Below are 24067 nucleotides of genomic sequence, written 5' to 3'. Positions count from 1 at the left end.
CACCACAAAACCCGATGGCACATGGTATGGTGCACTCCCTTACCGTGCCTGCCCATCACCGTATGATCGTCATCCCTCGCCCCCTGCGCCTGACCTTCTATTCCCTGCTGATCATCGCTGGCGCGCTACTGGCCGCGGCCTTGGCCACGCGCCACGCCGAACGCCAGGCCTTGGTGGACGACGCCGCCCGTGCCAATCAGCAGCTCGCGCTGTACGCCAACTCGCTGCACACCCTGATCGAACGCTACCGCGCCCTGCCCGCCGTGCTGGCGTTGGACTCGGAGATGATCAACGCCTTGAAGGGCCCGCTGGACGCCGCCACCCAGGATCTGCTCAACCGCAAGCTGGAGCGCATCAACGGCGCGGCGCAGTCATCCACCCTGGAATTGATGGACCGCACCGGCTTGGCCGTGGCCGCCAGCAACTGGAACCTGCCCAGCAGTTATGTGGGGCACAACTACGCGTTTCGCCCCTATTTCAGCCAAACCTTGAGCCACGGCACTGGGCGCTTTTACGCGGTGGGCGTGACCACCGGCATACCCGGTTACTTCCTCTCCAGCGCGGTGGTCGATGAACACGAACAGTTCCTCGGCGCGATGGTGGTCAAGCTTGAGTTCCCCGAACTTGAACGTGAGTGGGCCCAAGGCAATGACCTGCTGCTGGTCAGTGATGCGCGTGGCATTGTGTTCATCGCCAATCAACCCGGCTGGCGTTATCGCAACCTGCGGCCGTTGACGGCCAGCGACCTTGCCGAGCTGAAAGCCACCCGCCAATACGACAAAAAACAGCTGCAAGCGCTGGAAACCAGCACCCTGCAACGCTTCGACGAAAACAGCCACCTGATGCGCGTCGACGGCCCGGATGGCAGTGCCAATTACATCTGGGAATCCCTGCCGCTGAAGGCCGAAGGCTGGACCTTGCACCTGCTGCGCAAACCGCAGTTCGCCTTTGAAGATCAACGTAACGCTGGCCTGGCTGCCGCCGGCTCCTGGCTGGCGCTGGTGTTCCTGGTGCTGTTCCTGACCCAACGCTGGCGCCTGGCCCGCTTGCGCCAGCGCAGTCGCGAAGAGCTTGAACAACTGGTGGAAGAACGCACCCAGGCGCTGCGCACCGCCCAGGACGGCTTGGTGCAATCGGCCAAACTGGCGGCGTTGGGACAGATGTCCGCCGCCCTCGCCCACGAAATCAATCAGCCACTCACTGCCCAGCGCATGCAGCTGGCCACGTTGCGCCTGCTGCTGGATCACGGTCGTGTCGACGACGCCTACCAGGCGCTCACGCCACTGGACGACATGCTCACGCGCATGGCTGCCCTCACCGGCCACCTCAAGACCTTCGCGCGCAAAAGCCCCAGTGGTTTGCGTGAACGCCTGGACCTGGCCACCGTGGTCGACCAGTCGCTGCACCTGCTCGATGCGCGCCTGCGCGATGAATCCATCGGCGTGGTGCTGGACCTGACCCGCCCCGCCTGGGTGCGCGGCGATGCAATCCGCCTGGAACAGGTTCTGATCAACCTGCTGCGCAACGCCCTCGACGCCATGGCCGACAAACCGCGCAAACGCCTGGAGATCCGCCTGCATGCCGACCAACAACTGTGGCGACTGACCGTCAGCGACAGCGGCGGCGGGATTGCCGACGAGCACCTGAACAGCGTGTTCGACCCGTTCTTCACCACCAAACCTGTGGGTGATGGCCTCGGCTTGGGGCTGGCGGTGTCCTACGCTATCGTGCACGAATTGGGTGGGCGCCTGATCGCCAGCAATCGCGGCGACGGCGCGGTATTTACCCTGACCCTGCCTATCGCGCTGGAGACGCCCGACCTATGTTGAACGCGGTGATTGTGGTCGATGACGAAGCCAGCATCCGCACGGCCGTCGAGCAGTGGCTGAGCCTCTCGGGGTTCGAGGTGCAGTTGTTCAGCCGCGCCGAGGAATGCCTGGCGCAATTGCCCAAGGATTTCCCCGGCGTGATCCTCAGCGATGTGCGCATGCCCGGACTCAGCGGGCTCGAACTGCTGGCCGAGGTACAGCGCCGCGATGCCGATTTACCGGTCATCCTGCTCACCGGCCACGGCGATGTACCGATGGCGGTTGAGGCCATGCGCGACGGGGCCTACGACTTCCTGGAAAAACCCTTCAGCCCCGACGCCCTGCTCAACAGCCTGCGCCGTGCCCTGGACAAGCGCGGGCTGATCCTGGAGAACCGGCGCCTGCATCAACAGGCCGATCATCGCGCGCAGTTGGAGTCGACCCTGCTCGGCGTGTCCCGTGGTTTGCAGACCTTGCGCCGCCAGGTGCTGGACCTGGCGATCCTGCCGGTCAACGTACTGATCCGTGGCGAGACCGGCAGCGGCAAGGAAATGGTCGCCCGTTGCCTGCATGATTTTGGCCCTCGGTCGAAGAAACCCTTTGTCGCGCTCAACTGCGCCGCCATCCCCGAGCAGTTGTTTGAAGCCGAACTATTCGGCCACGAAAGCGGCGCGTTTACTGGCGCGCAGGGCAAGCGCATCGGCAAACTGGAATATGCCCACGGTGGCACGCTGTTCCTCGACGAAATCGAAAGCATGCCGCTGGCCCAACAGGTGAAACTGCTGCGAGTGTTGCAAGAACAGAAACTGGAGCGACTGGGCTCCAACCAGAGTATCCACGTGGACCTGCGCATCATCGCCGCCACCAAGCCCGACCTGCTGGAAGAGGCCCGCGCCGGGCGCTTTCGCGAAGACCTGGCCTATCGCTTGAACGTCGCGCAACTGCGCCTGCCGCCTTTGCGTGAGCGCCGCGAAGATATCCCGCTGCTGTTCGACCACTTTGCACAGAGTGCCGCCGAGCGCCTGGGCCGCAGCGTCGAACCCCTGAGCGGCGCTCAACTGGGGCGCCTGCTCAGCCATGATTGGCCAGGTAATGTGCGTGAACTGGCCAACGTCGCCGAACGCCAGGTATTGGGCCTTGGCGAACCGGAACCGGAAGGCATCGAGGCTGGGCAATCCCTGGCTGCGCAGCAGGAAGCCTTCGAAGCCCACTGCCTGAAAGCCGCGTTGACCCGGCACAAGGGCGATATCAAGGCCGTATTGGCCGAGCTGCAACTGCCACGCCGGACCTTCAATGAAAAGATGCAGCGCCATGGGTTGGTGCGGGACACCTTCCTGTAGGCGCTGGCTTGCCAGCGCCTACAATGGGCAGTGCGCGCCCGCGCCAATAAGCGGATTTCCGCTCACCCATTGAAAATCATCAGCGGCTTTCCGCTCAAAAAAATCCTCGAACCCCTCTAGTGCGGGCCTTCATCCACCTGGCACAGCTCCTGCTATAGCTCGAGCCAGGCTGCGCACGCGCCGCTCCATAAAAACAACTAGATGAAGGATCCTTCAATGGATAACTCCAACGCCCTGCCTCTGGGGTCGGCGGCCGCGCCGACGAAAGAGCGCACTACCTCCAGCCGCATCAAATCGATTTTCAGTGGTTCCGTCGGCAACATGGTCGAGTGGTACGACTGGTACGTCTACGCCGCCTTCTCGTTGTACTTCGCCAAGACCTTCTTCCCGAAAGGCGACACCACCGCCCAACTGCTCAACACCGCCGCGATCTTCGCCGTTGGCTTCCTGATGCGCCCGATCGGTGGCTGGCTGATGGGCCTGTACGCCGACAAAGTCGGACGTAAAAAAGCCTTGATGGCCTCGGTCTACCTGATGTGCTTTGGTTCGCTGCTGATCGCCCTGAGCCCAGGCTATGAAATGATTGGTATCGGTGCACCGATCCTGCTGGTGTTTGCCCGTTTGCTGCAGGGGTTGTCGGTCGGCGGCGAATACGGCACGTCCGCCACCTACCTCAGCGAGATGGCGACCAAGGAACGCCGTGGTTTCTACTCCAGCTTCCAGTACGTGACCTTGATCTCCGGACAGCTCATCGCACTGGCCGTGCTGATCGTGCTGCAACAAGTCCTGACCACCGAGCAGTTGTATGCCTGGGGCTGGCGTATCCCGTTCGCCATCGGCGCGCTGTGCGCAGTCGTCGCGCTGTACCTGCGTCGTGGCATGGAAGAAACCGAGTCATTCACCAAGAAGGAAAAAGCCAAGGAAAGCGCGATGCGCACCTTGATGCGCCACCCCAAGGAACTGCTGACCGTGGTCGGCCTGACCATGGGCGGCACCTTGGCCTTCTACACCTACACCACCTACATGCAGAAATACCTGGTGAACACCGTCGGCATGAGCATTTCCGACTCCACCACCATCTCGGCGGCGACGCTGTTCCTGTTCATGTGCCTGCAACCCATCGTCGGTGGGCTGTCGGACAAAGTCGGCCGTCGCCCGATCCTGATCGCCTTCGGCATCCTCGGCACGCTGTTCACCGTGCCGATCCTCACCACCCTGCACACCATCCAGAGCTGGTGGGGCGCGTTCTTCCTGATCATGGCGGCGCTGATCATCGTCAGCGGCTACACCTCGATCAACGCCGTGGTGAAGGCCGAGCTGTTCCCTACCGAAATCCGCGCCCTGGGCGTGGGCCTGCCGTATGCGCTGACCGTATCGATCTTTGGCGGTACTGCTGAATACATCGCGCTGTGGTTCAAGAGCATCGGCATGGAAACCGGCTACTACTGGTATGTGACCGCGTGTATCGCGGTGTCGCTGGTGGTCTATGTGACCATGAAGGACACGCGTAAGCACTCGCGCATAACCACCGACTAACCGTTGAACGCAGTTCGAAATGTGGGAGCGGGCTTGCCCGCGAAAGCGGTGTGTCAGTCAACGATTGTAGAGACTGAACCACCGTATTCGCGGGCAAGCCCGCTCCCACATTGGGTATGATGCTGGTCCCGAAATCGAGAACAGAACAGGCCATGTCCGACGATATCCATTTCTACGAACCCGCCAACGGCCACGGCCTGCCCCATGACCCTTTCAATGCCATCGTCGGCCCACGGCCGATCGGCTGGATTTCGTCCCACGACAGCGAAGGCCGCCTGAACCTGGCTCCCTACAGCTTCTTCAACGCGTTCAACTACATTCCGCCGATCATCGGGTTTTCCAGTGTCGGGCGTAAAGACAGCCTGAACAACATCGAACAGACCGGCGAGTTTGTGTGGAACCTGGCAACCCGCCCGCTGGCCGAGCAGATGAACCAGAGTTGCGCCCCGGTTTCACCCGAGGTGAATGAGTTCGAATTGTCCGGCCTGACACCGGTGGCTTCGAAAATCGTGGGCGTGCCACGGGTGGGCGAGAGCCCGGTGTCGTTCGAGTGCAAGGTGACGCAAATCATCCAGCTTCAGCGCGCCGACAAGGCATTGGTGCCTAGCTGGCTGGTGTTGGGCGAGGTGGTCGCGGTGCACATAGCCAAGTGGTTGCTCAAGGACGGTATCTACGACACCGCCGCCGCCGAGCCGATTCTGCGCGGTGGCGGCCCGGCGGATTACTTCCAGTTGGGCCCTGAGGCCCTGTTCAAGATGTATCGACCGAAATAAATCCTGTAGGAGCGAGCTTGCTCGCGAAGGGCGTCATTAATAACGCGGGCATCTTGATACGCTGCGGCGCCCTTGGATTTTTCGCGAGCAAGCTCGCTCCTACAGGACGGCGGGTGCCCAGTTCAGCACGCCTTCTTCATCGACATCGACCAAGCACTCAAGCTGCTGGGTGGCCGCATCGTCGGCGTCGGAGGCCGTGGTGAACTTTTGTCCATCAAGGATCTTGTGAAACTGCGGTGCGCCCATGCCATCCAGTGCCTTGACGGCGACGGCGGCGCTGTAGCCACCCTCCCCCGGTACTACGGCGGAAACGGCTTCGTGGTGGGCAAATTGTTTACGTGCCATGTTGCAGGTCCTGGCCAATGGAAAGTCGGCCATTCTAGACCTTCAGCCGGCGAGTTGCAGGTACTCGCCGTAGGCGTGTGCAGCGGATGCGTCAGTAAAGGTCTGGAAGTCCATGCTGCGGACCACCATGTCATTCAACAGCTCGGTCAGGATCATCAGGGCTGGTGAGTTGAAGTAGGCGCTCATCGCCTCCTCACTGCTCCAGAAACCGGAGATCAACCAGACATCGGGATCGACCTGGGAATGCTGCAACGAGAACTGCAGGCAACCCTGAGCCTGACGGCCCGGTTCGATCAAACTGCTCAAGCGTGCACCGAGTTCGGTGCTGCACCCGGTGCGGGCGCGGATAAAGGCCATATGGCTCGCGGGAATGGGGGTGGACATGTTCGACTCTCCCGTTGAGAAGTGATGCTCGGCAAGCACTGTGAGGGCGTGTTGCCACAGGATCAAAGATAACGGCGCGGGGGCGGGCGCGGTTAGTCAATTCCTGTCGGCTTATTGCACAATCCTGCGAGAAGCGTAGAGAGGACGTCTGCCGCAGACGTTTTATTCCATGGGGCAACGCCTTGTTTCAGGGAGATGACAGGCCCCGCGATTGCCTGATTCACGATGCGTCGCAGGATCAGGCAAGGATTGTGCAGAATCGACGTAACACTTTTTGAAAAGCCGCCGCTAAGCTGAGCCCATCGAAGTAGCCAGTAGAGGACGCTCCATGTCGTCGCCCGAACATAAAGCCATGCCCCTCGATGCCGAGATGGAAAAACAGCGCGCCGAACTGGCCAGCATCGTGCACCGGCATACCTGGGAGGACGGCTCCTACGGCACCGCCATCACCACCTTGTTCCTGAACCGCCACAACACGCCGCGCGACTTCATGCCGGTACTGGTGGAGCCTGCCCTGTGCATTCTGGCCAGCGGCAGCAAGGAAGTGCGCCTGGCCGACGAGATCTTTGCCTACGACCCACTCAATTACCTAGTGTTCTCGGTGGCGATGCCGGTGGCCGGGCGGATCATTGATGCCACCCCGGAAGACCCGAACCTGTCGGTGCGCATCAATATCGACCCGGCGCAGTTGACGGCCTTGATCGCGGAAGCAGGGCCGATGGGCGTGCCGTCGCGTCCGACCTCCCGTGGCATGTATGTCGACCGCATCGACGGCCAACTGCTCGACGCCGTGCTGCGCCTGGCGCGCCTGCTGGACTCGCCCAAAGACATCGCCATGCTTGCGCCGCTGATCAACCGGGAAATTCTTTATCGCCTGTTGCGGGGTCCACAGGGTTATCGCCTGTATGAAATCGCCGTGGCCAACAGTCAGAGCCATCGGGTCAGCCAGGCGATCAAGTGGTTGAACGGCAATTACGAGCAACCACTGCGCATCGATGACCTGGCCAAGGAAGTGAACCTCAGCGTCTCGACCTTGCACCACCGTTTCAAGGCGATCACTGCGATGAGCCCGCTGCAATACCAGAAGCAATTGCGCTTGCAGGAAGCGCGGCGGTTGATGATTGCCGAAGGGCTGGAAGCGTCGGCGGCAGGGTATCGCGTGGGGTATGAAAGCCCGTCGCAGTTTAGCCGCGAGTACAGCCGGCTCTTCGGTGCGCCGCCATTGCGTGACCTGGCCCGATTGCGCCAGAGCATCTGACTCAACGGAGATCAAAATGTGGGAGTGGCGGTTTTGTGTTTATTCAGTCCAGACCGCGGGGTAGCTGCAAGGTCACCCGCAACCCTCCCTCGCGCAGATTCTGCAAACTCACTTCCCCACCATGGCTATGGGCAATGTTGCGCGCAATTCCCAACCCCAAGCCATAGCCCTGCTGCTGCCCAGCCAGGCGGAAGTGAGGTTCGAAAACTTGCTCCAGGCGTTGCTCGGGTACGCCTGGCCCTTCGTCATCCACATGCAGGATGAACTCCACGCCATCGTCCTCGATGTACAGGTGGGCGTTCTGACCGTACTTCAACGCGTTGTCGATCAGGTTGCCGATGCAACGCTTGAGCGCCAGCGGCTTGCCCGGATATGCCGTCAACGCCCGGCCATGCTGGGTCACGCGGCCATTCCCGTTCGGCGCCAGGTACGGCTCCACTAGGCAATCGAGCACATGGTTCAGGTCGACCGGCTCGATGTTTTCGTGGATATCCGTATCTTTCACGCATTGCAGCGCGCCCTTCACCAACAACTCCAGCTCATCCAGGTCGCGGCCGAACTTGGTTTGCAGGTTCTCGTCTTCGAGCAATTCCACGCGTAGGCGCAGGCGGGTGATCGGTGTGCGCAAGTCGTGGGAAATCGCGCTGAACAACTGGCTGCGCTCGGTCAGGTAACGGCTGATGCGCTCGCGCATGGCATTGAACGCACGGCCCACTTCGACCACTTCGCTGCCGCCACCTTCGGCGACTGGCTCTACATCGGCGCCCAGGGACATGTCCCGCGCCGCCCGTGCCAGACGCTTGAGCGGTCGGCTCTGCCAATGCACCAGCAAACCGATGAACAGCAGCAGAAAACCGCTGGTCAGCACGATAAACCACACCTGCTGGGACGGCAGGCCTTGCTCTTCAAGACTGGTGTAGGGCTCGGGCAATAGCGAGGCGATGTACAGCCATTCGCCAGGCGCGAGCTGAATCTGAGTGACCAGCACCGGCGGGTTTACCGGCTCCAGGGTCAGTGCGTAGTGGGCCCAGGAACGCGGCAGTTCATCAAGTTTGAGGCCGGCATTGAAGATGCGCAGGTCTTCGGCGCTGACAAACTCCACCGAGATATGCACATCGGCACCGAGGGTTTGTTTCAGCACTTCATCGACCGCTTCAAGCACGGCCTGCTTACGCGGGGTTTGCGGCAGGATGGCCATGTCCAACGGGCGATCATTGAGGGTCACGACGAAACGCGTGCCGCCCATGCTGCGCAATTGGTCGAGGACCAATGGGCGATAGGCCACCGGCAATGAACGGAAATAACTCACGCTGGCGGTCATCGAATGCGCCAGGCTGCGGGCGCTGGTGACCAGGCCTTCGAGCTGTGTGGCACGCAACTGCGAGACCCAGATCACGCTGGACAGCGCCTGGGCAAACAACACCGCCAGCAACGTTAGCAGCAGCATGCGCCCCAGCAACGAACGTGGCACCGGGAAGCGGCGACGGCGTTCAGTCAGATGTTCAGTGGGCATTGCCGGCAACCACGCTGGCTGCCAGTTGATAACCGCTGCCGCGCACCGTGCGGATCAGCCTCGGGGGTTTTTCGGTATCGCGCAAGCGTTGGCGCAGGCGGCTGACGGCCATGTCGACGATACGGTCCAGCGGCATCAGGTCGCGGCCACGGGTAGCGTTGCCGATGGTGTCACGGTCGAGGATCTGTTGCGGGTGGTCGAGAAACAATTTGAGCAGGGCGAAATCGGCCCCGGAGAGGATCACTTCTTCGCCGTCTACATGAAACAGGCGGTGGCTGATCATATCCAGGCGCCATTCATCAAACACCAGCACGTCCCCACCTACGCTGCGCTCCTGGCCGAACTGGCAACGGCGCAACAGGGCCTTGATCCGCGCCTGCAACTCGCGGGGGCTGAACGGCTTGCCGATGTAGTCGTCGGCGCCCAGTTCCAAGCCAATCACGCGGTCGGCCTCGTCGGAACTGGCGGTGAGCATGATGATCGGCACCTGCGCCTGGCGCGGGTGCTGGCGGATCCAGCGGCAAAGGCTGAAACCGTCTTCGTCCGGCAACATCACATCGAGGATGACCAGGTCGCACGGCGCCTCGTTCATCGCTTGGCGGAACCCCGCGCCATCCGGCACGCCACGCACCTGGAAACCGGCGCGACTGAGGTAGGTCTGCAGCAATTCGCGGATTTCCTGGTCGTCGTCGACGAGGAGAATCGATTTACTGATTACGCTCACGGGGTCCTCCTTGTTGTTATGGCCAATCTGTAGGAGCGAGCTTGCTCGCGAAAATCCTGAAGCTGCTGCGTATCACCTGATGCGCTGCGTTACCGTTGACGCTCTTCGCGAGCAAGCTCGCTCCTACATGGCAAAAGCCTGCTCAAGCGCCACCCCAGCCCCGGTCAATCCGGAATACGGCGCGGTCACCAACCACACCGGAATGCCTTTGAAGTAGTCGCTCATACAGCCTTTGTCGGCGAAACTCTTGGCAAAGCCGCTGTTGATAAAGAAGTCGGCAAACCTCGGTATCACCCCGCCCACGATGTACACGCCACCGCGTCCACCGGTGGTCAGTACATTGTTGCCGGCAACGCGGCCCAGCCAGATGCTGAACTGGTCCAATACTTCCATCGCCACCGGGTCGCCGGCCAGGCCTGCGGCCGTGATGGCCTCGGGGGTTTCCAGTACCGGCGTGTGGCCGTCGACCGCGCAAATGGCACGGTACAGACGCGGCAAGCCGCCACCGCTCAAGGCGGTTTCGGCGCTCACGTGGCCGATCTCAGTGTAGATGTGCTGCCACAGCTGGGTTTCACGCGGGCTGCTGAGGGGCAGGTCGACATGCCCGCCCTCGCCCGGCAACGCCGCAAAACGGCCAGCGCCGAGGTCCAGCAGGGTCCCGACCCCCAGGCCAGTGCCAGGGCCAATCACTACCGCCGGGCGCAATGGCTCCGGCGTACCCTCGCAGACCACGCGAAATTCGTCGGGCTTGAGGCGGGTCATGCCCAAGGCCATGGCCGAGAAGTCATTGACCAGCAGCAGTTCATCGACCTGCAACGTCTTGCAAAACGCAGTCTTGCTCAGGCGCCAGTGATTGTTGGTGAATTTAAATTCATCGCCGCTTACCGGCCCGGCCACCGACAGGCACACCGCACCGATGTCGCCGATTTCCAGGCCTTCCTCCTTGAGGTAAACCTTGATCGCATCTTCAGGGCTGGAGTGATCCGCCGTGGCATGCACGCGGATCGAATGCAGTTCCTGATCGCGCCACAACGCAAAACGGGCGTTGGTGCCCCCGATATCACCGACCAGCGCAAGCTTCACTTAAGCGTCTCCAAGGCAGAGGTAAAGGCGCTGGCGCCCTGCTCTGCGGAGCTTGCGGCCAAGCGCATAAATGCAAACAGCTCGCGACCGGCCCCCACGTTATTGCCCAACAGGCCCGTGGCAGGCGCGCGCGCTGCGAATTCGTCGGCGTCCACCTTAAGCTCCAAGGTGCCCTTCACGCCATCCACGCGAATGATATCGCCATCGCGCACCCGCGCCAGTGGCCCGCCGCTCTGGGCTTCGGGGTTGACGTGGATCGCGGCGGGGATCTTACCCGACGCGCCGGACATACGCCCGTCTGTTACCAGTGCGACTTTGAAGCCACGGTCCTGCAACACGCCAAGGAACGGCGTCATCTTGTGCAATTCGGGCATGCCATTGGAGCGCGGGCCCTGGAAGCGCATGACGGCCACGAAGTCTTTTTCCAGCTGACCGGCCTTGAACGCGTCGGCCAGGTCTTGCTGGTCCTGGAACACCACCGCCGGCGCTTCAACAATTTGATGTTCCGGCGCTACGGCAGACACTTTCATCACGCCACGACCGAGGTTGCCTTCCATCACACGCAAGCCACCTTCCGGCGAGAACGCACGGGCCACGGGACGCAGGATGCTTTCGTCGAGGCTTTCGATCGGGCCGTCGCGCCAGATTAGCTCGCCGTCGACCAGGAATGGTTCCTGGGTGTAGCGGCTCAGGCCTTTGCCAGCCACGGTGTTGACGTCCTCGTGAAGCAGGCCGGCTTCGAGCAGCTCGCGGATCAGGAACGACATGCCGCCCGCCGCCTGGAAGTGGTTGATGTCGGCCTTGCCGTTTGGATACACGTGGGACAGGGTCGGCACCACCTCGGAGAGGTCAGCCATGTCGTCCCAGGTAAGAATAATGCCCGCCGACATTGCGATCGCCGGCATGTGCAGGGTGTGGTTGGTCGAACCACCAGTGGCGTTGAGGGCGATGATGGAGTTGACGATGGATTTCTCATCGACGATCTCGCCGATCGGCATGAAGCTGCCGTTGGCCTTGGTCAGGCGGGTGACCTGGTGCGCGGCTTCGCGGGTCAGCGCATCGCGCAGCGGCGTGTACGGGTTGACGAACGAGGCGCCCGGCAGGTGCAAGCCCATCACTTCCATCAGCAACTGGTTGGTGTTGGCGGTGCCGTAGAAGGTGCAGGTGCCAGGGCTGTGGTAGGACTTCATCTCCGATTCCAGCAGCTCTTCGCGGGTGGCCTTGCCTTCGGCGTAGCGCTGGCGCACGTCGGCTTTCTGCTTGTTGGAGATGCCCGACGGCATCGGGCCGCCCGGTACGAATATCATCGGCAAGTGGCCGTAGCGCAGCGCGCCCATCATCAGGCCGGGGACGATCTTGTCGCAAATGCCCAACATCAGCGCGGCATCGAACATGTTGTGGGACAGCGCTACCGCCGTGGACATGGCAATGACTTCACGGCTGAGCAGGCTCAGCTCCATGCCAGGCTCGCCCTGGGTCACGCCGTCACACATGGCAGGGGTGCCGCCGGCGAACTGGCCGACCGAGCCGACTTCGCGCAGGGCTTTCTTGATCTGTTCAGGAAAATGTTCGTACGGCTGGTGCGCCGAGAGCATGTCGTTATATGACGAAACAATTGCCACGTTGGCGGCATTCATCATGCGCAGACTATTTTTATCTTCAGTGCCGCAACCGGCCACGCCGTGGGCGAAGTTGGCGCATTGCAGCTTGCCGCGCATCGGACCGTCGGTGGCTGCACCGCGAATGAGCGCAAGGTAGGCCTCGCGGGTGGCGCGGCTGCGGGCGATAAGCCGTTCGGTGACCTCAAGAACGCGGGGATGCATGTGTAGAACTCCAGGCTAACGGATGTGGCGACCTGAGTGTCTATGCTGATCAAACGCCCGCAGCGCATGGGATGGCAGGGAGTCGTTTGGATCATCGGACCAGTTGATTCAGGTCACTCGTTGTAGATTGAACAAAATATTGCCACTAAAAAGGCTTGTTTTCTATTTTTATGCGAATAATCTTGTAATTCTTACAACAAATCGACGACAGGCACTCTCCAATGACTCTTCGTATCGCAATCAATGGTTTTGGCCGTATCGGCCGTAATGTCCTGCGCGCACTGTATACCCAAGGCTACCGCCAGGATTTGCAGATCGTCGCCATCAACGATCTGGGCGACAGTTCGATCAACGCCCACCTGCTCAAATACGACACCGTGCATGGCACTTTCGAAGCAGAGGTCGCTCACGATCAGGAAAGCCTGACCGTCAATGGCGACCGGATTGCCGTCAGTGCCATTCGCAACCCAGCCGACCTGCCGTGGGCTGCACACAAGATCGACGTGGTGTTCGAATGCACCGGCCTGTTCACCGACCGTGACAAGGCTGCCGCCCATATTACCGCCGGCGCGCGCAAGGTGATCATTTCCGCACCGGCCAAGGGCGCGGACGCGACCGTGGTCTATGGCGTCAACCACGACATTCTGCGTCAATCCCACCAGATCATCTCCAACGCTTCGTGCACCACCAACTGCCTGGCGCCTGTGGCTCAAGTGCTGCACCGCGAGCTGGGCATCGAAAGCGGCCTGATGACCACGATTCACGCCTACACCAACGACCAGAACCTAACCGATGTCTACCACACCGACCCGTATCGTGCGCGTTCGGCCACCCAGAACATGATCCCGAGCAAAACCGGCGCCGCTGAAGCCGTCGGCCTGGTGCTGCCGGAACTGGCGGGCAAGCTGACCGGCATGGCGGTGCGTGTACCGGTGATCAACGTGTCGCTGGTGGACCTCACCGTGCAGTTGAAGAAAGAAGCCACCGCCGAACAGGTCAACGCGCTGCTCAAGGATGCCAGCCAGCATTCGAAGATTCTGGGTTACAACACCCTGCCGCTGGTTTCCAGCGACTTCAACCACAACCCGTTGTCGTCGATCTTCGATGCCAATCACACCAAAGTCAGCGGCAAGTTGCTGAAAGTGCTGGCTTGGTATGACAACGAGTGGGGCTTCTCCAACCGTATGTTGGATAACTGCCTGGCATTGTGTAACGCCGAGTAATCCAGTGGGAGTGGGCTTGTGTGGGAGCGGGCTTGCTCGCGAATACAGACGCCTCGGTTCATCTGAATACCGAGGTGATGCATTCGCGAGCAAGCCCGCTCCCACATTTGTCCTGTGCAACACCGGGCAACGTGCCACTTGCCATTTGCGTTGATGATAAGCATTATCATTAACTGCAAACCGGTCTGGTATCACTGTGAGCCAATCTCGCTTCAACCATGTCTTTCTCACCCAACGGGTGATTCTGCTTCGCACCTTGCAGCGGATGGTGAATAACCACAGCACCGCCGAGGACCTGTTGCAGGAAACCTACCTGCGCGTCACTCGGGCCCTGAGCGAGCGGCCGATCGATCACCTTGAACCCTTCGTGTTTCAGACGGCGCGCAACCTGGCGCTGGACCATCTGCGTGCGCGCAGGATCCAGGCCCGCACGCTGCAAGAAGATGTTCCGCTGGATGTCCTGCAAAGCGTCGCCGCCCCCATCAGTACCCCCGAAGATGCCACCCAGGCCGAGCAAATGCTCGAAGCCCTGAGCGTCAGCCTCGGCCAGTTGAGCGCCCGCCAACAACAGATCTTCATCCTCAGCCGCCTGCATGGTTGCAGTTACCAGGAGATCGCCGATCAGTTGGAAGTGTCCTTGAGCACCGTGCAAAAGGAACTCAAATTGATTATGGCTATCTGCGTAGGTGTGGCCGAACGGCTGGATCGGCCTTAAGCTTCACCCAACAGAAGCGTCGATCCCAGCTGCAAGAAAGTTGAATAGAACGTGGCGAAGACCCGAGGAACACCGTGACGGACCCGAATAAACTGCGCCCTCTCGAGCTGGCTCATGAGGTGTTGCAAGACACGGCCATGGACCAAGCCCTTGACTGGCTGATCGCCTTGCAGTGCCCGCAACCCGGGCAACAGACCGAATTCGAAGCCTGGCTGGCCAGCGATCCCGCCCACGTCCACGCCTTCGCCAAGGCCCAAGCCGCATGGGAGCGCGCGCCGGTTCACAGTGCCGCCGTCGCACTGGCCGTACCGCGCAAGTCCAGCGCTTGGCGCCGCATCAAACCGCATTGGAAACCGCTGGCCACCGCCGCTGTGCTGCTGATCGGCCTGTTCAGCTTCAGCAACCTGCCGGTGCGTCTGCAAGCCGACCACCTCACCGTGGTGGGCGAACGCCAGCGCCTGCAACTGGATGACGGCTCCAAAGTGTTGCTGAACACCAACTCGGCATTTTCCAGCAGTATCAAGGACCATCAGCGCCTCGCCCGACTGTACCAGGGCGAGGCGTTTTTCGAAGTCGTGCCCAACCATGGCCTGCCCCTGGAAATCGACGCCGGCCCCGTGCGCGCCAGCGTGCGTGATACCGCGTTCGCCGTGCGCTACCTGAATGGCGAAGCGCAGGTGCAAGTGCAACGCGGCGATGTCGACCTGAGCAACACCTTCGATGATGCCCGCGTGCGCTTGCGCGCCGGTGAAAGTATCCGCATCGGGCCCAAGGGTTTTGGCCAGCCGGCCAAGCTGGACGCCAACAAGGATCTGGCCTGGGTGCAAGGCCGGCTGATCTTCGAAAACTGCCCGATGAGCGAAGTGCTCGCCGAGCTGCGCCGTTATTATCCCGGCTGGATCGTCAACACCAATGATCAACTGGCCAGCGTCGCCGTCACCGGCAATTACCGCCTCGACCAGCCCCTGGACGTGGTGCGCTCCCTGGCCCACATCACCTCGGCCAAGCTGTCGGAATACCCGGCGCTGGTGATCTTGAACTAAATGAGAATTATTTTTACTCGATAGCTAAGGATCGTACGTCTCGTCTTAGCCAATGCAACTGATTCCTATTTGTTTCAGTTCGCAACTATAAGATTCGTACCCCGGAGCGCTCTCGATGTCCTCTCGTTTCAACCGCCGGTCCTCTTCGCCCGTCCTGTCCTTGCTGACCGCGGCCATCCTGCTGGCCGGTGCGCCGGTGATGACGGCCACCGCCGCCGAACCTACTGCACGCAGCCACGGCAACTACAACTTCAGCATCGAGCAGCAATCGCTGGTCTCGGCCCTCAACGCCTTTACCGCTGTGACCGGTTGGCAAGTCGGCCTGCCCGCTGAGTTGGGCCAGGGTGTGTCGTCCCCAGGCGTACGCGGCCCGTTGTCGCCGGAAAAAGCCCTGGACCGGCTGTTGGTGGGGACCAACCTGAGCTATCGCAAACTGGGCAGCAACAACATCATCCTGGAAAAGCGCGCAGCGGGGAGCACCCTCAACCTGCAACAGGTGACCATCAGCGCCACCCGCAGTGAGCAGGGCGTGAGCAGCGTACCGAGCACCGTCAGCGTGCATGATCGCGAAGAGCTGGACCGCCAGAACGTGAATACCATCCGTGAACTGGTGCGTTATGAGCCCAACGTCTCGGTAGGCGGTGCCGGTGGCCGCTCGAGCAATTCGGGCTACAACATTCGTGGCATCGACGGCGACCGCATCCTCACCCAAGTGGATGGTGTGGAGGTGCCGGACAACTTCTTCAACGGCCCTTACGCCAAGACCCGTCGCAACTACGTCGACCCGGAAATCGTCAAGCGCGTCGAGATTCTGCGCGGCCCGGCCTCGGCCCTGTACGGCAGCAGCGCCATTGGTGGTGCGGTGAGTTATTTCACCCTCGACCCGGACGACATCATCAAACCCGGCAAGGACGTCGGCGCCCGCCTCAAGACCGGCTACAGCTCCGCCGATGAAAGCTGGCTGACCTCCGGCACCGTCGCCGGCCGCGTGCAGGACTTCGACGGTTTGCTGCACCTGAGCCAGCGCAACGGCCATGAGATGGAATCCTACGATGGCAACAACGCCACGGGGCTGGCGCGCACTGGCGCCAACCCCGAGGACGCGCGCACCACCAACGTGCTGGCCAAGCTGGGCTGGAACTACGGTGACGACAATCGACTGGGCCTGACCTACGAGAAGTTCAAGGATGATCGCGACGTCAATCTCAAGAATGCCGTGGGTGGTCCGTTCACCGGCGGGCGTGGCTTCAACTTCTACCGTGCGCGGTCGGGCAACGACACCATCACCCGCGAGCGTTTCGGTATCGAAAACCGCTTTGCCCTGGACTCGCCGATTGCCGATCAGATCAAGACCAGCCTCAACTACCAGATCGCCAAGACCGACCAGACCACCGCCGAGATCTACCAGCCGTCGCGCCGTGTCTTGCGCACCCGCGAAACCCTTTACGAAGAAAAACAGTGGGTGTTCGACGCCCAGTTGGACAAGGCCTTCAGCCTGGGTGAAACCGATCACCAACTGACCTATGGCACCACCCTCAAGCAACAGAAAGTCACCGGCTCCCGAGAAGGCGCAGCCAGCTGCCTGGCTGTTGGCGGCGGTTGCACGGCCATCGGCGCGCCCAGTCCGATTGCCAGCGATAGCGTAAAGAAGGCCAGTGACTTCCCGGACCCGACCATCAACACCTACTCGTTGTTCGCACAGGACCAGATCACTTGGGACAAATGGACCTTCCTGCCCGCCGTGCGTTACGACTACACCCAACTCAAACCCAAGTTGACTGAAGAGTTCCTCAACACTGTCGACCCGACGCGGATCTACGCCCACAGTGACAAGGAAAAAACCTGGCACCGTGTGACGCCCAAATTCGGCCTGACCTACGCACTGACCGATCACTACACCTGGTTCGGCCAATACGCTGAAGGCTTCCGCACACCGTCGGCCAAGGCCTTGTACGGCCGCTTTGAAAACCTGCAGCAGGGCTACACCGTCGAGCCCAACCCAGACCTAAAGCCGGAAAGCAGCAAGGGCGTGGAAACCGGAATTCGCGGCAACTTCGATTCCGGTTCGTTTGATATCGCTGTGTTCTACAACAAATACCGCGACTTCATCGACGAGGACGCCTCCGTCGCCGGCGGCACCTCACAGCAATTCGAAGCCAACAACATCAAGCACGCCACCATCAAAGGGATAGAAGCCAAAGGGCGCCTGAACCTCGATGCCTTCGGCGCACCGCAAGGCCTGTACACCCAGGGTTCGGTCGGCTACACCTATGGCCGCAACGACGACAATGGCGAGGCGCTCAACAGCGTCAACCCGCTCAAGGGCGTATTCGGCCTGGGCTACGACCAGGACAACTACGGTGGCCTGCTGAGCTGGACCCTGGTGAAAAAGCAGAACCGCGTCGACAGCACCACTTTTCACGCGCCTGACGGCAGCACCACTGGCCCCTTCAAGACCCCAGGCTTTGGCATCGTCGACCTGACCGGTTTCTACAAAGTCACCAACGACGTGACCATCAATGGCGGCCTCTACAACCTCACCGACAAGAAATACTGGAACTGGGACGACGTACGCAGCTACGACGGCGTCGGCGAAGCCGGCGTGACCTCCCCGGCCAACCTCGACCGCCTGACCCAGCCGGGTCGCAACTTTGCGATCAACGTGATCTGGGACATTTAAACCGCCCCTCTCACCTCGTCGAAATTTCACCGACGAGGTGAGGATTTTTTACTGTGCCGCGTCTTCTTGTTCGTCTAGTTGATAACAGCTCTCTTTAGGGCACCCAGGCGCTCCCCTTCTCAAGGACTTTTTCATGACCGCTTCTCCTACCGCAGAACGCCCAAGCCTACGCTCCCAGCGCCTGAACCAGATCACCAACGAGCCACACACCAAGCTCGACGCCCTGGTCAAAGCCCACGCGCCGTTCGAAACCCAGGCCAATTTCGCGCGTTTCGTGGTCGCGCAGTACCTGTTCCAGTCGGAGCTGGTGGCGCTGTACAACGATGCCGAGCTGATCAAGATCGTGCCGGACCTGGCCGCACGTTGCCGCGCCGAAGCCGCCAAGCTGGACCTGGGCGACCTCGACACCGAAGTGCCTGCACCGGTCGCCGGCGCCGTGAAGAACCCGAGCAAGGCCGAAGCCTTGGGCTGGCTGTTCGTGTCCGAAGGCTCCAAACTGGGCGCTGCGTTCCTGATCAAGCGCGCCGTGGGCCTGGGCCTGAGCGAAACCTTCGGTGCCCGTCACCTGGGTGAGCCGGCCGGTGGCCGTGCTGAAGGCTGGAAGAGCTTCACCCGTACGCTCGATGCCCTGGAATTCAACGCTGAAGAAGAGGCAGCGGTGGAAAAAGGCGCAATCGACGCGTTTGTACGCTTCACCGTCTTGCTGGAACAAGCGTACGCTAGCGCCCCTGAACTGGCCTGACTCTTGGCTGGAATGCGATAAAAATGTGGGAGGGGGCTTGCTGTGGTGAGCAGGCTTGCCCTGCGCTGGGCTGCGAAGCAGCCCCTTGGGTCGGCGGTGAGCCCGTCGGGGGACAAGCCCCACTCACCACAGCAAGCCCGCTCCCACATTTAGATCTCATTTCATATTGATTCTCTGTGATATCTCTACCTATGACCGGCAAAACCCAATCCACCTCGAAAATCGCCCGGATCCTCTTCGGCCTGCTGGCGTACGTCAGCCTGGGCATAGGGTTGATAGCGATTGTCGTACCGGGTTTGCCCACCACCGAATTCATCCTGCTCGCCGCCTGGGCCGCCACCAAAAGCTCACCGCGCCTCAGCGCCTGGCTGGAAAACCACCGGCTGTTCGGGCCGATCCTGTTCAATTGGCGCAACGGCAAGATCATCGCCCGTCGTGCCAAAGTCAGCGCCACAGTGAGCATGCTGCTGTGCGCCCTCCTGATGCTGGTGATGCTCGACCACGGCTGGCCGATCTACCTGGCGATTGCCGGGATGAGCCTGGGCAATCTGTGGATCTGGTCGCGTCCGGAGCGGCTTGTAGCGCCCGTATAACGTAGCCTGTAGGGTATTTCCTACCGCTCATCGCCTCTCTCTCATGAATTGAATCATGACGCCGATGTTTCAGACATAGCGCTGAATGGACTTGGCCTGCACTGCGTGCCTTCCAACAAGTCCATTCGTGAGTGAACCTATGTTCGACACCCTCTCCATTCGCTTGAAAATCGTGCTGCTATCAGGCCTTTGCCTCTTGGGGGTCATCGCACTGATCATCAGCATCAACCTCTACGAAACCAATCAGAACGATCAGCTGATCAGCGATTCAAGCTCGCGAATGCTCACTAACAGTGTGCAAAACCTGCTGCAATCCAAAGCCGCCGAACAGGCCGTGCAATTGCAGAAAACCTTTGGCGAAAACCTGTTGGTGGTGACGGCCCTCGCCGACCAAGTCAAGGACCTGCGCGCCCTGGCAGCCAAACGGTCCCTGGAACCCGCTGCCTTGCGGGAAGAACTCAACCAGAGCCTCAAGACCACCTTCGAGCGCAACAGCAAAGTGCTGGGTATCTGGCTGTCGTTCGAGCCCAATGGACTGGATGGCAAGGACAGCGAATTCGTCGGCGACAAGGCCCGCGTGTCCAACGAAAAAGGCCGTTTTTCCAGCTACTGGAGCCGCGCCGGCGGTGAAGGGCTGAACACCATCATGGTTGAAGAAGACCTGACCAAGACCACCCCCAACCTCAGCGGCACGCCCTACAACATCTGGTACACCTGCCCACGTGATACGCGCAGAGTGTGCCTGCTCGACCCCTACGCCGATGAAGTGGCCGGCAAGCAGATGCTGATGACCACCATTGCCTTGCCGCTGATCGTGGACGGCAAAGTCATCGGCGTGGTCGGTATCGACATCGCCCTCAACACCCTGCAAGCAGTGACGGACGCGGCGCAAAAAGAACTCTTCGACGGCGCGGCGCATCTGGAGATCCTGTCCAGTACCGGCCTGATCGCGGCGTATAGCGGTCAGCCGGACAAGGTCGGCAAAAACCTGATCGACATGCTCGCCGCCGAAGGCAAGGAGATCGTGCAACTGCTGGCCAGCGAGTCACCCATGATCCGCGAGCAGGACGACACCATCCGCGCCGTCTACCCGGTCAAGCCGATTGCCGACGCAAAATCCTGGGGCGTGGTGATCAAGCTGCCCAAGAACGTGATGCTGGCCGACACCTTGAAACTGCAGGACGTCCTCGACAAGGCCCAGGCCACCGGTACGCTCAAAGCCTTGCTGGTCGGCGCTGCCGCCGCGCTGCTGGGTCTGCTGCTGATCTGGCTGACCGCCACCGGGGTAACCCGTCCAATCAACAGCGTGGCCGCCATGCTCAAGGAGATCGCCAGTGGCGACGGCGACCTCACCCAGCGCCTGGCTTACGCCAAGAAGGACGAGTTGGGCGAACTGGTCAACTGGTTCAACCGCTTCCTCGACAAGCTGCAACCGACCATCGCCCAGATCAAGCAAAGTATCACTGAAGCCCGTGGCACCGCCGATCAGTCATCGGCCATCGCGCGCCAGACCAGCGAAGGCATGCAAGTGCAGTTCCGCGAAATCGACCAGGTGGCTACCGCGTCCAACGAGATGAGTGCCACTGCCCACGACGTCGCCAACAGCGCCTCCAACGCCGCCAACGCGGCACGCGGGGCTGATCAGTCGGCACGCGAAGGCATGTCGATCATCGAGCAGAGCACTCGCGACATCACCACCCTGGCCGAAGAAGTCAGCAAGGCCGTGGGCGAAGTCGAAGCCTTGGCGGTCAACAGCGAGCAGATCGGTTCGGTGCTGGAAGTGATCCGCAGCATCGCCGAGCAGACCAACCTGCTGGCGCTGAACGCCGCCATCGAAGCGGCACGCGCCGGGGAAAGCGGCCGTGGCTTTGCGGTGGTGGCCGACGAAGTGCGCAACCTGGCCAAGCGCACCCAGGACTCCGTGGAGGAAATCCGCCTGGTGATCGAACGCATCCAGAGCGGCACCCGTGGCGTGGTGGCCACTATGCATTCAAGCCAGAGCCAAGCCCAGAGCAATGCCGGACAGATCCATCAGGCGGTGCAGGCCTTGGGCAAGATCAGCGATGCGGTGACCGTGATCAGCGACATGAACCTGCAAATCGCCAGCGCCGCCGAACAACAGAGCGCCGTGGCGGAAGAGGTCAACCGCAACGTCTCGGCGATCCGTACAGTGACCGAAACCCTCACCGGCCAGGCCACCGAGTCGGCGGCCATCAGCAGCCAACTCAATGCGTTGGCCAGCCAGCAGATGAAGCTGATGGATCAGTTCAGGGTCTGAACAGCTTGCACAAAACCCTGTAGGAGCCGGCTTGCCGGCTCCTACCATTAGAGACCAGTCCAAGCCTGGACAAACGCCGCCACATCCTCTTTAGCCGCTGTACGCGGCGGGTTTTGCGGCGTGCCCAGGTAGAGGAAGCCAATCACTTCCTCGTCGGCCGCAAGGCCCAGGCCTTTGGCAACGTGGGCCGAGTAGGACAGTTCACCCGTGCGCCACACGGCGCCAATCCCCTGGGCATACGCCGCCAGCAGGATGCCGTGAGCCGCACAGGCGGCTGCCAGCAATTGTTCGGATTTCGGCACCTTGAAATGTTCCTGCAAACGGGCAATCACCACCACCACCAACGGCGCACGCAACGGGCCGTTCTGGGCCTTGTCGATGGCGGCTTGCGGCGCATCGGCGTCCTGCAGGCGTGCGGCTTCGGCCAGCAGCGTGCCCATCTGCTCACGGGCAGCCCCTTCAACCGTGAGGAAACGCCACGGGCGCAGTTGGCCGTGGTCAGGCGCGCGCATGGCGGCGGCGAACAGCACGTCGCGCTGCTCCTGGGTCGGCGCCGGTTCCAGCAGACGCGGCACGGAAACACGGTTGAGCAAAGCGTCGAGAGCCTGCATTGGCCACCTCCAGAGAAAAATGTGCGGCCATTCTAGCGGGAATGAATCGGATTCGACCAAACGATAATTGCTCTTATTCATTGCGCCCCGCCCTGTTAGACTTTGCGACCTTATTTTTCGTCTTCGTCCGGGAAACTCGATGTTCCGTTCGCTTTTTCGCCTGTCCGCAGCCGTGCTGGCCTTGAGCCTGAGCGCCTGCGATGACGCGCCCAGGTTTACCAAGGCCGAGCCGGGTGAATCACGGGCGGGCGGCGCTGCGACGGTGAACAAGCGCGACCAGAATGCATTTTCCCTGCCCTCGGCCAACCTGTCGCCCACCCGCCGCTTGGACTTCAGCGTGGGCAACAGCTTCTTTCGCAGCCCCTGGGTGATCGCGCCGTCCACTACCACCGCGCGTGATGGCTTGGGCCCACTGTTCAATACCAATGCGTGCCAGAACTGCCATATAAAGGACGGACGGGGACATCCGCCATTGCCCGACGCCCCCAATGCGGTGTCGATGCTGGTACGCCTGTCGATTCCGGATGCAGCGCCGTATGCCAAGCTCATCGAACAGGTCGGCGTGGTGCCCGAGCCGGTCTACGGCGGGCAACTGCAGGACATGGCCGTGCCAGGCGTGCTGCCTGAAGGCAAGGTGCGAGTCGACTACACACCGGTCAACGTGACGTTCAAGGACGGCACGGTGGTCGAGTTGCGCAAGCCGGACCTGCAAATCACCCAGCTCGGCTACGGCCCGATGCATCCGGATACGCGTTTTTCCGCACGCATCGCCCCGCCCATGATCGGCCTGGGCCTGCTCGAAGCCATCAGCGACGCCGATATCCTGCGCAACACCAACCCGAAGACCGCCGACAAAGAAGCCATCGTCGGCCGCGCCAATTGGGTCTGGGACGACGCGCAGCAAAAAACCGTGCTCGGGCGATTTGGCTGGAAAGCCGGGCAACCCAACCTCAATCAACAAAATGTTCACGCGTTTTCTGGTGATATGGGCCTCACCACCTCGTTGAGACCCTTCGATGACTGCACCGATGCCCAAGTCGCCTGCAAACAGGCCCCCAACGGCAATGGCCCCGATGGCGAGCCGGAAGTCAGCGACAACATCCTGCGCCTGGTGCTGTTCTATACCCGTAACCTCGCCGTGCCGGCGCGCCGTGGCGTCAACACGCCGCAGGTGCTGGCCGGCAAAAACCTGTTCTACCAGGCCGGTTGCCAGGGTTGCCACAAACCCGTGTTCACCACGGCGGCCAATGCCGCTGAACCTGAGCTGGCCAACCAAGTGATTCGTCCGTACAGCGATCTGCTGTTGCACGACATGGGCGAAGGCCTGGCCGACAACCGTAGCGAATTCAAAGCCGGTGGCCGCGATTGGCGCACGCCGCCGTTGTGGGGCATCGGCCTGACACAAACCGTGAGTGGCCACACCCAGTTCTTGCATGACGGCCGCGCCCGCAACCCGCTGGAGGCCGTGCTGTGGCACGGCGGTGAAGCACAAGCGGCGCAGCAGCATGTGTTGTCCTTTAATGCCGAGCAGCGCGCTGCGTTGCTGGCGTTCCTGAATTCTTTATAAGCTTCGCCCCAATTACAGAAGGGAGCTC

General features: G+C 61.3%; 20 protein-coding genes and 1 pseudogene. 14 read left to right on the top strand and 7 right to left on the bottom strand.

What is annotated here, in order from left to right; all coding sequences use genetic code 11:
• Positions 1 to 62 precede the first annotated feature (62 nt).
• From ACP7C6_RS08945 to ACP7C6_RS08930, 4 genes are all read left to right on the top strand, one after another.
• A complete protein-coding gene (locus tag ACP7C6_RS08945; RefSeq protein ID WP_305385595.1) occupies positions 63 to 1829 on the top strand; it encodes an ATP-binding protein in 1767 nt (588 codons plus the stop codon).
• Entirely contained in the window at positions 1823 to 3148 is a 1326-nt protein-coding gene (locus ACP7C6_RS08940; protein ID WP_426108633.1) for a sigma-54-dependent transcriptional regulator, read from the top strand. The genes ACP7C6_RS08945 and ACP7C6_RS08940 overlap by 7 nt, the downstream gene beginning before the upstream one ends.
• A gap of 216 nt (positions 3149 to 3364) precedes the next feature.
• On the top strand, positions 3365 to 4684 hold the full coding sequence (locus tag ACP7C6_RS08935; RefSeq protein WP_028617771.1) for an MFS transporter: 1320 nt from the start codon (positions 3365 to 3367) through the stop codon (positions 4682 to 4684).
• Between the two features lie 152 nt (positions 4685 to 4836).
• On the top strand, positions 4837 to 5457 hold the full coding sequence (locus ACP7C6_RS08930; protein WP_028617772.1) for a flavin reductase family protein: 621 nt from the start codon (positions 4837 to 4839) through the stop codon (positions 5455 to 5457).
• 99 nt (positions 5458 to 5556) lie between these two features.
• Here ACP7C6_RS08930 and ACP7C6_RS08925 read toward each other — a convergent pair whose 3' ends face one another.
• Together ACP7C6_RS08925 and ACP7C6_RS08920 are read right to left on the bottom strand one after the other, a co-directional pair.
• Positions 5557 to 5835, bottom strand: a complete 279-nt coding sequence (locus tag ACP7C6_RS08925; RefSeq protein WP_311893457.1) for a hypothetical protein — start codon at positions 5833 to 5835, stop codon at positions 5557 to 5559.
• A 9-nt stretch (positions 5836 to 5844) separates the two neighbouring features.
• Positions 5845 to 6186: an antibiotic biosynthesis monooxygenase family protein gene (locus ACP7C6_RS08920; protein ID WP_028617774.1), complete on the bottom strand. Its 342-nt coding sequence runs from the start codon at positions 6184 to 6186 to the stop codon at positions 5845 to 5847.
• Between the two features lie 328 nt (positions 6187 to 6514).
• Here ACP7C6_RS08920 and ACP7C6_RS08915 point away from each other — a divergent pair, with 328 nt between their 5' ends.
• Positions 6515 to 7444 (top strand): AraC family transcriptional regulator, encoded by a 930-nt coding sequence (locus tag ACP7C6_RS08915; RefSeq protein ID WP_028617775.1) that lies wholly within the window; start codon positions 6515 to 6517, stop codon positions 7442 to 7444.
• A 43-nt stretch (positions 7445 to 7487) separates the two neighbouring features.
• On the opposite strand, the gene ACP7C6_RS08910 is transcribed toward ACP7C6_RS08915, so the two are convergent.
• The 4 genes from ACP7C6_RS08910 to edd form a co-directional block, all read right to left on the bottom strand.
• Positions 7488 to 8915 carry an ATP-binding protein gene (locus ACP7C6_RS08910; protein WP_201769846.1) on the bottom strand — a complete coding sequence of 476 codons (1428 nt, stop codon included), beginning with the start codon at positions 8913 to 8915 and terminating at the stop codon, positions 7488 to 7490.
• A gap of 31 nt (positions 8916 to 8946) precedes the next feature.
• Positions 8947 to 9681, bottom strand: coding sequence for a response regulator (locus ACP7C6_RS08905; RefSeq protein ID WP_025854798.1), 735 nt, complete (start codon positions 9679 to 9681; stop codon positions 8947 to 8949).
• 123 nt (positions 9682 to 9804) lie between these two features.
• The gene (locus ACP7C6_RS08900; RefSeq protein ID WP_028617777.1) at positions 9805 to 10764 is read right to left on the bottom strand and encodes a glucokinase; all 960 of its coding nucleotides are present in this window, start codon (positions 10762 to 10764) and stop codon (positions 9805 to 9807) included.
• A complete protein-coding gene (gene edd, locus ACP7C6_RS08895) occupies positions 10761 to 12587 on the bottom strand; it encodes a phosphogluconate dehydratase (RefSeq protein WP_028617778.1) in 1827 nt (608 codons plus the stop codon). The genes ACP7C6_RS08900 and edd overlap by 4 nt, the downstream gene beginning before the upstream one ends.
• A gap of 221 nt (positions 12588 to 12808) precedes the next feature.
• On the opposite strand from edd, the gene gap reads away from it, so the two are divergent.
• The 8 genes and pseudogenes from gap to ACP7C6_RS08855 all read left to right on the top strand — a co-directional run bounded on the left by gap (position 12809) and on the right by ACP7C6_RS08855 (position 21861).
• The gene (gene gap, locus ACP7C6_RS08890) at positions 12809 to 13810 is read left to right on the top strand and encodes a type I glyceraldehyde-3-phosphate dehydrogenase (RefSeq protein ID WP_016975496.1); all 1002 of its coding nucleotides are present in this window, start codon (positions 12809 to 12811) and stop codon (positions 13808 to 13810) included.
• A 196-nt stretch (positions 13811 to 14006) separates the two neighbouring features.
• Positions 14007 to 14525 (top strand): RNA polymerase sigma factor, encoded by a 519-nt coding sequence (locus tag ACP7C6_RS08885; protein ID WP_028617780.1) that lies wholly within the window; start codon positions 14007 to 14009, stop codon positions 14523 to 14525.
• Positions 14526 to 14599: 74 nt separating this feature from the next.
• Positions 14600 to 15568, top strand: a complete 969-nt coding sequence (locus ACP7C6_RS08880; protein WP_028617781.1) for a FecR family protein — start codon at positions 14600 to 14602, stop codon at positions 15566 to 15568.
• Positions 15569 to 15683: 115 nt separating this feature from the next.
• Positions 15684 to 18248: a TonB-dependent receptor gene (locus ACP7C6_RS08875; RefSeq protein WP_068935936.1), complete on the top strand. Its 2565-nt coding sequence runs from the start codon at positions 15684 to 15686 to the stop codon at positions 18246 to 18248.
• 133 nt (positions 18249 to 18381) lie between these two features.
• Complete coding sequence (locus ACP7C6_RS08870) at positions 18382 to 18990, top strand: biliverdin-producing heme oxygenase (RefSeq protein ID WP_028617783.1); 609 nt, start codon at positions 18382 to 18384, stop codon at positions 18988 to 18990.
• Between the two features lie 191 nt (positions 18991 to 19181).
• On the top strand, positions 19182 to 19583 hold the full coding sequence (locus ACP7C6_RS08865) for a YbaN family protein (RefSeq protein ID WP_028617784.1): 402 nt from the start codon (positions 19182 to 19184) through the stop codon (positions 19581 to 19583).
• An 85-nt stretch (positions 19584 to 19668) separates the two neighbouring features.
• Positions 19669 to 21003, top strand: a pseudogene (locus ACP7C6_RS08860) (HAMP domain-containing protein); the annotation flags it as partial.
• 102 nt (positions 21004 to 21105) lie between these two features.
• Positions 21106 to 21861, top strand: a complete 756-nt coding sequence (locus tag ACP7C6_RS08855) for a methyl-accepting chemotaxis protein (protein ID WP_372514817.1) — start codon at positions 21106 to 21108, stop codon at positions 21859 to 21861.
• Positions 21862 to 21908: 47 nt separating this feature from the next.
• On the opposite strand, the gene ACP7C6_RS08850 is transcribed toward ACP7C6_RS08855, so the two are convergent.
• On the bottom strand, positions 21909 to 22472 hold the full coding sequence (locus tag ACP7C6_RS08850; protein WP_028617786.1) for an NAD(P)H nitroreductase: 564 nt from the start codon (positions 22470 to 22472) through the stop codon (positions 21909 to 21911).
• Positions 22473 to 22611: 139 nt separating this feature from the next.
• On the opposite strand from ACP7C6_RS08850, the gene ACP7C6_RS08845 reads away from it, so the two are divergent.
• Complete coding sequence (locus ACP7C6_RS08845) at positions 22612 to 24039, top strand: di-heme oxidoredictase family protein (RefSeq protein ID WP_426108632.1); 1428 nt, start codon at positions 22612 to 22614, stop codon at positions 24037 to 24039.
• The last annotated feature ends 28 nt before the right edge of the window (positions 24040 to 24067 follow it).

It is taken from the genome of Pseudomonas sp. TWR1-1-4 (assembly GCF_049897165.1).
GTDB classification, from domain to species: domain Bacteria; phylum Pseudomonadota; class Gammaproteobacteria; order Pseudomonadales; family Pseudomonadaceae; genus Aquipseudomonas; species Aquipseudomonas canadensis.
This window is presented reverse-complemented; position numbering and strand designations above follow the sequence as displayed.

What these genes read in the sequence shown, in the direction of transcription:
- ACP7C6_RS08850 (WP_028617786.1), bottom strand. Translation starts at nt 22,472, where the DNA reads ATGCAGGCTCTCGACGCTTTGCTCAACCGTGTTTCCGTGCCGCGTCTG.
- ACP7C6_RS08935 (WP_028617771.1), top strand. Translation starts at nt 3,365, where the DNA reads ATGGATAACTCCAACGCCCTGCCTCTGGGGTCGGCGGCCGCGCCGACG.
- ACP7C6_RS08865 (WP_028617784.1), top strand. Translation starts at nt 19,182, where the DNA reads ATGACCGGCAAAACCCAATCCACCTCGAAAATCGCCCGGATCCTCTTC.
- ACP7C6_RS08870 (WP_028617783.1), top strand. Translation starts at nt 18,382, where the DNA reads ATGACCGCTTCTCCTACCGCAGAACGCCCAAGCCTACGCTCCCAGCGC.
- gap (WP_016975496.1), top strand. Translation starts at nt 12,809, where the DNA reads ATGACTCTTCGTATCGCAATCAATGGTTTTGGCCGTATCGGCCGTAAT.
- ACP7C6_RS08920 (WP_028617774.1), bottom strand. Translation starts at nt 6,186, where the DNA reads ATGTCCACCCCCATTCCCGCGAGCCATATGGCCTTTATCCGCGCCCGC.
- ACP7C6_RS08875 (WP_068935936.1), top strand. Translation starts at nt 15,684, where the DNA reads ATGTCCTCTCGTTTCAACCGCCGGTCCTCTTCGCCCGTCCTGTCCTTG.
- ACP7C6_RS08855 (WP_372514817.1), top strand. Translation starts at nt 21,106, where the DNA reads ATGCAAGTGCAGTTCCGCGAAATCGACCAGGTGGCTACCGCGTCCAAC.
- ACP7C6_RS08930 (WP_028617772.1), top strand. Translation starts at nt 4,837, where the DNA reads ATGTCCGACGATATCCATTTCTACGAACCCGCCAACGGCCACGGCCTG.
- ACP7C6_RS08845 (WP_426108632.1), top strand. Translation starts at nt 22,612, where the DNA reads ATGTTCCGTTCGCTTTTTCGCCTGTCCGCAGCCGTGCTGGCCTTGAGC.
- ACP7C6_RS08940 (WP_426108633.1), top strand. Translation starts at nt 1,823, where the DNA reads ATGTTGAACGCGGTGATTGTGGTCGATGACGAAGCCAGCATCCGCACG.
- ACP7C6_RS08915 (WP_028617775.1), top strand. Translation starts at nt 6,515, where the DNA reads ATGTCGTCGCCCGAACATAAAGCCATGCCCCTCGATGCCGAGATGGAA.
- edd (WP_028617778.1), bottom strand. Translation starts at nt 12,587, where the DNA reads ATGCATCCCCGCGTTCTTGAGGTCACCGAACGGCTTATCGCCCGCAGC.
- ACP7C6_RS08945 (WP_305385595.1), top strand. Translation starts at nt 63, where the DNA reads ATGATCGTCATCCCTCGCCCCCTGCGCCTGACCTTCTATTCCCTGCTG.
- ACP7C6_RS08925 (WP_311893457.1), bottom strand. Translation starts at nt 5,835, where the DNA reads ATGGCCGACTTTCCATTGGCCAGGACCTGCAACATGGCACGTAAACAA.